Below are 9,469 nucleotides of genomic sequence, written 5' to 3'. Positions count from 1 at the left end.
CTGGCATCTCTCGGCGGGGCTGATCGTCCCGGCCAACATCACGCTGCTGCCGCTGCCGGCAAAATGCCCCGAGCTCAACCCGGTCGAAAACGTCTGGCAGTTCATGCGCGACAACTGGCTGTCGAACCGCATCTTCAAATCCTACGACGACATCCTCGACCATTGCTGCTTCGCCTGGAACCGCCTCACCGATCAGCCGTGGCGCATCATGTCCATCGGACTGCGGTCGTGGGCCCATCGGTCCTGATCAGAGAGTCTTGGTATTAATCAGCGGCGCGCCGAAGTAGATCTGCTTGTCGAGTTCCTCGCCCGATTCCTGGTCGAGGCCAGCGAGCGCGGCCTTGGCGGACGAATGCACCGCCCCCCAGTCGGACATGACCCAGCCTTTGTAGTTCCAATCCTTGCGCAACACGTCGGTCAGCAGCGGCGCATTTTCACAAGCCCAGTCACCATCGACCTTGTTGTAGCCACACATCACCGCGCCGGGATGACCGCGTTCGATCGCAATTTGAAAGGCGAGCAGATCACTCTCGCGCAATGCCGCCGGAGCGATGCGAGCATCAAGGATGGTGCGACCGGTTTCCTGTGAGTTGAGCGCGAAATGCTTTACCGTCGAGACAATATGGTTGCTCTGAATGCCGCCGATAGCCGCGCCCGCCATGATGCCGGCGAGCAGCGGGTCCTCGCCCAGATATTCAAAATTACGTCCGTTCCAAGGGTCGCGCGTCAAATTTACGCCGCCGGCGAGCAACACGTTGAACCGCTTGCTGCGCGCCTCCGCGCCGATCATCGCACCGCCGGCATGCGCGAATTCCGGATCGAAAGTAGCGGCGGTTGCCAGCCCGGCAGGCAGCGCGGTCGCGACGTCGCCCTTGCGCTGTTCGACCTGGTTGGCCACGCCCAGACTGGCATCGCTTTCGCGCAACGCCGGGATGCCGAGCCGAGCGATCGGCGGCATGTGTCCAGCGGATTGGATGAGGTCTGCCGGCGCGCGTGGCTGGCCCGCAACCTTCGGCGGGAAATAGGTGCGCACCATTTGCAGCTTTTCGGCGTGCGTCATATTGCGGACGATCGCCGCAGCCCGCGCCGCCGGGGATCGCGGCGCGGGCGCTGCGGCCCGGCGGAGGGGTGCCGCCGGGCTTGCAGAAACAGTCAAGGTCAAACACGCACTGCCCAGAAGCAGACTCATGGTCCGATTACGCAACGATCGTCTCCTTCGACAGGGCGGTTGCGCCCCGTGGGTTCCAGTTCAGAACGCTGCTCGCACGCGCCCGCCAAAGGTCCGTGGCGACTGGTAGACCGATAGGAACACGGGGTCGTAGCGGGTCGGCCCGAATGTGCTCGCACCGGTGCGGATCAGCGAATTCTCGACGTTTTGAACAAACATCTCGACGCTGAACTTGTCGCGGGGAGCGCTGTAGCGGAGCGCGAAATCGCTGCGGGTGTAGGCTTTTTGCGAGTCAAATCCGTCGCCGTAAACCACGGTCTGCCCGGTAGTGAGCTTGCGGGCCGCGTAGTCGCCGTTGAAGTAGCTAAGATAGCTTTTCGTCTCGAAGTGGGTCGTAGCACGTGGTGTGATCTTGCCGCCGTTTGCCAGTTCGAAATCGTGCTCGTAGGTCACGGTCCCCGAGAAGCGCGGTGCGTGCGCTAGCTCGTTGCCTGCCAGGTCGCGTGCGGCATCGGTGTTGCCGCCGTCATCGAAGCGGCCGTCGATCGCGATCAGCGTGTCAAGACGCGTACGCTGCAGTGAGCTTGAGAATTGCAGTCGGTCATGCGGGGTGATGTTTGCCTGTGCCTCAATTTCCAGTCCATAAGCCTTGGCACCCTGCGCATTCTGCGTGCCGACCTGCGTCTTGATCAGATTCCCGCTGGCATCGCGAATGTTGATGACCTGGTTGACCTGATAGCCACGGAAATCCGAGTAATAGGCCGAGAGGTTCAGGGTGAGGCGACGGTCAAACAAGCGGCTTTTAATGCCGACCTCATAATTGGTGATCGTCTCCGGGTTGGTGGTCTGGCCGCCGTCCTGGATGTTACCCGACTTGAAACCGCTGCTCACGCTTGCGTAGCCGAGGATGTTCTGGGTCAAGTCCATGTCGGCGCGCGCCAGATAGGTCAGCTTGCCCCAGCTTCCCTTCACGTCGTTGTTCGAGATCGAGAAGCCGCCATTTGGGAAAAACGCAAGGAGCTGTGCCGCGGTCGCATCAGGGTACGCGCCGAAGAAGTTCGCGGTGCAAGACGCGTCGCCCGGCTTGGGGCAGCCGAACGCGGTGATGTTGCGGCCGCCGATATCGGCCTTCCTGTCGTGAGTGTAGCGCAGGCCGCCGGTGAGGCGGAGCTTTTCATTTGCGTGCCACGTTACCTGGCCGAAGCCCGCGACCGAGTCGATCGTCCGCTTCGCCTGGATAAAGCTCCCGACAAATGCTCGGGTTGCGCCATCACGGTAGCCGTCGCGCTGGTCGACGTCAAAGCGGATGCTATTGTTCTCGTGCGAATAATAGCCGCCGAGGATGTAGTCGAAACGGTTCTTGCCGGTCGACTTCAACTGAATTTCATGACTCATGAAGTCATAGCGCGACTTGACGGTGCGGTTCTCGCCAAACGCGCCGAGATACAGTTGCAAGCCCGTTGCCGGATCGTAACCGCCGGTCGGGGGCAGGGCACCCGCATCAGCATCGGCCTGGGTGCTACCGCCAAGACGCGTGAAGCCAGCGATATACTGCACCTGCATGTGATCGGTGAGATCGTAACGGGCGTCACTGCGCACTGCGACCGAATAGCGGTCGGTGTCGGGCGCCGTATCGCTCAGCGTCGAAAATAGCTTGGTGCCCGGACGCGGCGTCTGCAGCAGCGAAATGACTGGCGCCCCCTTGTCGAGGAATCCCTCCGCGCTCACGTTCCAGCTTAGGCGGCCCGGGGTCCACAACAGGCTGACACGGCCGGATTTCTGATCCTGCGCATAATACTTCTTACCGGTCGTGATGAAAGCCGAGCGATCGACGTTCGGCACGTTCGGCGCGGGCTGATAGTCGGCATAGCCATCATGCTGCTCTGTTACGAACGCAAAGCGCGCGGCAAGATTGTCGGTAATTGGCACGTTGAGCGCCCCACGCGTGCCGACGCGGTTATAGTCGCCTGCGATCGCCTCGACATAGCCGTGGATACCGTCTTCGAATTTCGGCTTGGCGGTGATGAGGCTCAACGCACCGACGGTCGCGTTGCGGCCGAACAGAGTGCCCTGCGGCCCACGTAGCACTTCCGCACGCTCTAGGTCGTAGAAAAGCACCGTCGCACCCTGTGCACGCGCGCTGTAGATGCCGTCGATATAGATTGCGACTTCGGGGTCGGCGACTTCGGTGAAGGCGGTGTCGTTACCGATGCCGCGCAGTGTGAGCAGGACTGCCGACTGATCGCCCTGCTGATTGAACTGCAAACTAGGGACAAAGCGGGCAAGATCGGTAACGTTGGTTACCTGTTGGCGGTCGAGCGTGGCTTGGCTGAACGCCGAGACTGCAAGCGGGGTCTTTTGTAGTGACGTCTCGCGACGAGTGGCGGTGACGATGATGTCGCCGCTGTCGATTTGCACCGGCGCAGGCGCGGCTGCGTCCGTGGTTTGCGCGGCCGAACCGACTGGCGCCGAAGTTACATCCTGTGCGGATGCCCCCGTCGTGATGAGCCACGAGCTAGCCATAATCGTGCTGGCCATAAGCAAATACGTTTTCATGACATTCCTCCCTGTCCACCCGTTTTCGAGCTTGAAGTGGCCTTTTGAGCAGACCGACATCGATGTCAAGAAGCCTTCGACATCGTTGTTGGTTTGGTTGACATCGATGTCAAAATTCAGCTTCGCTGTTGCACGAATACATCACGCAGTTAGAAGCTGGCCCATGCACGCTGTTTCCAGCTCCCCCGAACAGTCAACCAGCCGAACCTTGTTCAGGCTGTCGATTGGCGTTTTTCTGGCGGGCGGATTCCTTACCGCAGTCGTCGGATTGCTGGTGCCGCGCCTGACGATAACGTTTGGGTTGGGTTACTCGCGCGCGACACTCATCCAATTCGCTTTTCACCTCAGCTACCTAATCTTTGCAGTGCCAATCGCGTTGGCGGTCCTGCGGATCGGCTACATGCGCGCCATCGTTGTCGGGCTAACCGTGATGGTCCTGGGGTGTGCCCTATTGATCTGCGCTACAGTAGCAAGATCGTTCGCGCTCTTGTTGTTCGCTCTGCTTACGCTTTCGACTGGAATTACTTTCCTGCAGATCGCAGCGAATACGGTAGTGACGGTGGTTGGCGGTTCAAGTCAGGCGGCTGCGCGCCTGACCTTGCTACAGGGATTCAATGCGCTCGGCACAGTTCTTGGACCGTTAATCGGCGCGATGTTCCTGTTAGGAGTGGTTGGCCACGGAACGCCGGGATCGCGCTTGTGGGCGGTCATTCCTTTCGTCATCGGCGCCGTGTTCCTTACCGGATTAGCGGTAGCTTTTCAACGTTACCGCGATTTGCTTCCCCGGCCTGCTCCGGCGTCGCAAACCCTCGTCCTGCGCCGAACCAGGGCGCTGCTTTGTAATCGGCGCTTGGCTTGGGGCGCGGCCGCCATCTTCGCCTATGTCGGAGCCGAAGTGACGATCGGCACATTGCTGCCCAATTTCCTGATGTTGCCCACCACGCTTCACGCCATGCCCGTTATCGCCGGACAGATGGCGAGCTTGTATTGGGGTGGGGCGATGATTGGCCGCTTCGCCGGCGCCTACCTGCTGCAACGGTGCGATGCCGGACTAGCGCTCTTTATTGCGAGTGCCACGGCGATCGCGCTGACAACGGTGGGCGCGTTCAACGTGGGGTCAGGACTTCTGGCCTCGATCGCACTGATCGCAGTCGGATTATGTAACGCGATCATGTATCCGACTGTCTATGCAATCGCGCTGCCGATCGATCCAACTGAGGCGCCACTTGGATCGATGCTGTTGTGTATGGCAGTCGTCGGTGGTGCGATCATTCCGCTGATGACTGGCGCGCTGGCGGACCGGATCGGCTTACCCGCGTCTTTGATGTTGCCTGGGGCCTGTTACTTGCTGATCGCTAGCTTCGGCTGGAGTGCGCGTCGATGATTCCAATGGCGATTGAGAGGCAGGACATGCGCGAATACTACCATGCGCCGATCATACTGTTAACACGACGACGTCGCTGATGAAGGACGTCTCCATCAAGGATGTTGCGGCCCGTGCCGGGGTTTCACCGAAGACCGTATCGCGCGTGATCAACGGAGAGCAGCACGTTCGTCCAGAAGTGCGCGATGTTGTCCTGCGAGTCGTCGCCGAACTGGACTATAGGCCCAATATTTTCGCGCGCAGTCTTTCTAGTTCGCGATCCTATTTGCTGGGGCTGTTTCTGGACGATCCCTCGTCGGGGTATGCATCGGACGTCCAGCTAGGTGCTCTGCTGCGCTGTAGGGAGCGCAGCTATCACTTGATCGTGGAGCCTGTCGACCTAGCGAAAGCCAACTGGGAGCATCAGATTGAAAGCAGCATTCGCGGGCTTCGTCTCGACGGTGCGATTCTGACACCGCCGTTATGCGACGATCCGCGAGTAATTGAGATTGTTACCGCGGCGGGGATCCCCTTTGTCAGAATTTCGCCGCGCGGAGATCCTGAGGTGTCGGGCGCCGTCGAGATGGACGAATTCGCTGCCGCAATCGATATGACTCGGCACCTGATCGACCTCGGGCATTGTGAGATTGGATTCATCATGGGCGATCCCCAGCACGACTCATCGCGCAAGCGCTATGATGGGTTCCGCTATGCCATGACGTCGGCCGGGCTTGGCGTGAAGGAATCTTTTATGATGCAGGGCGACTTCTCGATGCGCTCCGCACTTGGGCCGGCCGAACGGCTTCTCGGAACGCCCGATCGGCCTACCGCGATCTTTGCGAGCAATGATGACATGGCGCTTGCGGCGCTTATTACCGCAATGAAATTCGGGATCGCAGTGCCCGAGGCCCTTTCGATCTGCGGGTTTGACGACGCGCCATCGGCCCGGACGGCTTGGCCCTCGCTGACCACGATTCGCCAGCCTAAGGCAGAAATGGCCGCGGCCTCCGTAGATATGCTTGTCGACCCATTTTACAGGACACGAGCAGACGACGAGCGATTTCATCGATTACTGCCGTACGAATTAATCAAACGCCAAAGTACTGGGCGAGCGCCGGGAATGGACAATGTCGAAGCCTAAACGCGAAAAGAAGAAGGACGGCGAAGAGGCGGCTGACCATGCCAATGCCGCATGTTCTTCACTTTGTCGCCCGGGCGATTGTGAATTGCCGCCCAAAGCGGGACCCGGTAGATTGTCATAAAGCTATTGATCATGCGCCGAATCTTTACATAGGCAGGGTTCCCCATCGGCGCCGATCGAGACCCCTTCATAACTGATATTTTCCAATGCTATAGATACTTGCCTCGCTCAAAGGGGGCTGCTTCGGGCGGTGATCCACAACGTGCCAATAAGTTTTGACGTTTACACGATCAACGATCCTCGATCTGGATGTCGGTGCGTTCTTAATGCAAAATCAAAGATTTCTGCACCAGCACATTGGAGATCAGTCAGTTGCCTTGACCGGTGCAGCCATATTGAAGACGGAATTATATTCTGAAGTGGATCGCGCGTTGATGTAGCGGCCACAATAATGAAGTCACTGCCACGACGATCGCGACCGCGCAGGCAAGGGATGCGAACCATGGATTAGGTGTTTAGTCCCGGCATTTGGTGGATCGGATTAACGATGAACCGGTCTGGTTCTGAAGTCCAGATTTTGGCGATGTATTCGTAGGGTGTGAGGCCGCTAAGCGTCTTGAGCCGGCGGGCGAAGTTATAGGCAGCCATGAAGTCGGCGAGGTGCGTCCGTAGCTGTTCATGGCTCTCATAGTGGAAGCGTTTGACGGTCGCCTCCTTGATAGTGCGGTTCATCCGCTCGACCTGACCATTGGTCCAGGGGTGGTTCGGCTTGGTGAGCCGGTGCTCGATATCGTTCGCCTCACAGATCATGTCGAAGCGCATCTGGCGCGACCAGGCGGTGTTGCGGTTGCGCGGCTGCTCGGCGAACTGGATGCCATTGTCGGTCAGGATTGTATGGATCCGGTAGGGCACGGCTTTCAGCAAGTGTTCGAGGAACTCCCAGCGGTTCGCCTGTCAGCCTTGTCGACGAGCTGGGGACCGCAAATTTACTCGTGCGGTCGATGCCAACGAACAGATAGAGCTTGCCTTCGGCGGTCTGCACCTGGCGATATCGATGTGAAAGAAGCCGATCGGATAGCGCTTGAAGCGCTGTCGCTTCGGCTTGTCGCCCTCAATGTCTGGCAGGCGGGATATACCGTGTCGCTGCAAGCAGCGGTGCAGCGCTGACCGCGTCAGATGCGGGATCGACGGCTGCAACGCATAAAGGCAGTCATCCAGTGGCGGCAACGTATGACGCCGGAACGCCACGACCGCCGCCTCCTCGGCTTCGCTGAGAGTGGTAGAATGAGGGGCCTTCGGCCCGGTCTTTAGATCCTCGACCGTCGCCCGCTTACGCCACTTGCACCGTCTTGGGTTGATTCCAAGCTCTCGGCTCAGCGCCGAGAGCGAAGCTTGCGATCGCTGTATTGCTGCTCTGACGGCGTGCGTGGTCGTGGCGCTCCCGTGACGTACCTGTCCCATATGGCTTCCTTCCATTCCAACGAAAGGATCGCACCATCAAACCGTGGGATCAAACACCTAGTGGTAAGCGGACAGGCGGCTTCGGAACTCTGAACAGCATTTGCTGCCGTCCCCAAAACAAAAAACGGAAGCAGGCGACTGAGGAAATTGCTTGCGGTTGGGCCGAACCTCGCGGATGACCGACATCGATGTCGGACAGTCGGCATAAGAGGGGGGATTTCGGAATGACTGGCACCGGGCGGCTTGTGGCGCTGGACGTGCTGCGGGGCTTGGCCGTCGCGGGAATGATCCTGGTGGTCAGCCCGGGCGATTGGGGTCAGGCCTATGTCCAGCTGCAACATGCCAACTGGAACGGCGCCACTCTTGCCGACATGGTGTTCCCGACCTTCCTATTCAGCGTCGGGATCGCGCTCGGCCTGTCCTTCCCGCGCCGGCTTGAGACCGCAGGCGATCGGCGGCTGTTCTGGACCAGACTGTTGCGGCGCACGGCCTTGCTGATCCTGCTCGGCCTGCTCGTAGAAGCTACCTACGTGTGGACGATCGCGGCCGGTGCGCCCTATCCCGGCGGCCCCGGACTTGCGCACATCCGCATTCCGGGCATCCTCCAGCGGATCGGGCTGTGCTATGGTCTGGCGGGCATCCTCCTGCTCGCCACGAACCGGCGAGATCCCGATGGCATGATTCGGATCAACCCGCTCGCGATCGTTGGTTGCATCGTCGTGATCCTAATCGGATATTGGCTTCTCCTGATCTTCGTGCCGGTTCCCGGCTTCGGCGCTGGTGTGTTGACCCCGGCTGGCAACCTGCCGGGCTTTGTCGACCGGACGCTTTTTACCGAGCCACATCTCTGGCCGCTGGGTTCGGCAACGGCGGCGCGCCCGGCGACCTATGATCCGGAAGGCCTGCTTTCGACGCTGCCGGCAACGGCCAACGTACTCTTCGGCATCCTGTCGGCCTGGGCGCTACGGCGCTATCCAGATCGCGCACTCGGCTACATTGCCGTAGTCGCTGCGCTGCTGTTCTCCGCCGGGCTCGCGCTCGATCCGCTGCTTGTCATCAACAAGCGTATTTGGACGAGCAGTTTCGCTGTTTTGAGCGGCGGCGTCTCCGCACTCGCGCTGACAGCGCTGATGGTGGTACTGCGGTCGAGGGGCGCGGCGCTCATGCTGACGCCTTTCCAGGTTCTCGGCGGCAATGCGGTGCTTGCCTTCCTGATCTCCACGCTTATGAGCCGGCTGTCGGGGTTTTCGCTTCTCCCCGAGGGCGGGCGGCTCATCGCCCCGCAACTCTGGGGCTACCATCGCGCCTTGGACCTCGTCCCCAACCCACAGCTGGCTTCTTTTGTCTGCGCTGTCGCCGTGTTGGCTTTGGTAACGGCAGCGATTTGGCCGTTACATCAGCGCGCGATTCATTTCCGTTTGTAAATACCTTCTCAGCCGGTCTGCGGCTCGCTTAGAACTGGAATTCAGCAGAAAGGCCGAGGCGGGGTTTCGATGCGTTCGAAAGAGGGGCGCTAGGTGTTTGATCCCACGGTTTGATGGTGCGATCTTTTCGTTGGAATGGAAGGAAGCCATATGGGACAGGTACGTCACGGGAGCGCCACGACCACGCACGCCGTCAGAGCAGCAATACAGCGATCGCAAGCTTCGCTCTCGGCGCTGAGCCGAGAGCTTGGGATCAACCCTAAGACGGTAGCGAAGTGGCGTAAGCGGGCGACGGTCGAGGATCGAAAAGACCGGGCCGAAGGCCCCTCATTCACAACCCTTACCGAAGCCGAAGA

5 protein-coding genes and 3 pseudogenes are annotated in these 9,469 nt (G+C 59.9%); 5 read left to right on the top strand and 3 right to left on the bottom strand.

Annotated elements, in window-relative coordinates; genetic code table 11:
- A partial coding sequence (locus RI03_RS22165) for a transposase (RefSeq protein WP_010220044.1) occupies positions 1 to 247 on the top strand: 247 nt, incomplete at its 5' end.
- 24 nt (positions 248 to 271) lie between these two features.
- Here RI03_RS22165 and RI03_RS22160 read toward each other — a convergent pair.
- A pseudogene (locus tag RI03_RS22160) lies at positions 272 to 1,189 on the bottom strand (glycoside hydrolase family 3 protein); the annotation flags it as partial.
- Positions 1,190 to 1,249: 60 nt separating this feature from the next.
- On the bottom strand, positions 1,250 to 3,724 hold the full coding sequence (locus RI03_RS22155) for a TonB-dependent receptor (protein WP_026047001.1): 2,475 nt from the start codon (positions 3,722 to 3,724) through the stop codon (positions 1,250 to 1,252).
- On the opposite strand from RI03_RS22155, the gene RI03_RS22150 reads away from it, so the two are divergent.
- Together RI03_RS22150 and RI03_RS22145 are read left to right on the top strand one after the other, a co-directional pair.
- Positions 3,723 to 5,108 carry an MFS transporter gene (locus RI03_RS22150; protein ID WP_338009653.1) on the top strand — a complete coding sequence of 462 codons (1,386 nt, stop codon included), beginning with the start codon at positions 3,723 to 3,725 and terminating at the stop codon, positions 5,106 to 5,108. The genes RI03_RS22155 and RI03_RS22150 overlap by 2 nt on opposite strands.
- Positions 5,109 to 5,187: 79 nt before the next feature.
- On the top strand, positions 5,188 to 6,228 hold the full coding sequence (locus RI03_RS22145; protein ID WP_010220040.1) for a LacI family DNA-binding transcriptional regulator: 1,041 nt from the start codon (positions 5,188 to 5,190) through the stop codon (positions 6,226 to 6,228).
- A gap of 507 nt (positions 6,229 to 6,735) precedes the next feature.
- Here RI03_RS22145 and RI03_RS22140 read toward each other — a convergent pair.
- Positions 6,736 to 7,689: pseudogene (locus tag RI03_RS22140) on the bottom strand (IS481 family transposase).
- Between the two features lie 224 nt (positions 7,690 to 7,913).
- Here RI03_RS22140 and RI03_RS22135 point away from each other — a divergent pair.
- Both RI03_RS22135 and RI03_RS23310 read left to right on the top strand, forming a co-directional pair.
- Complete coding sequence (locus tag RI03_RS22135) at positions 7,914 to 9,113, top strand: acyltransferase family protein (protein ID WP_026046999.1); 1,200 nt, start codon at positions 7,914 to 7,916, stop codon at positions 9,111 to 9,113.
- Positions 9,114 to 9,263: 150 nt separating this feature from the next.
- Positions 9,264 to 9,469: pseudogene (locus RI03_RS23310) on the top strand (IS481 family transposase); the annotation flags it as partial.

The sequence above is a fragment of the Sphingomonas sp. PAMC 26621 genome (assembly GCF_000251145.1).
GTDB lineage: Bacteria > Pseudomonadota > Alphaproteobacteria > Sphingomonadales > Sphingomonadaceae > Sphingomonas.
The sequence above is the reverse complement of the archived record's forward strand: the minus strand, read 5'-3'. Positions and strand labels throughout refer to the sequence as shown.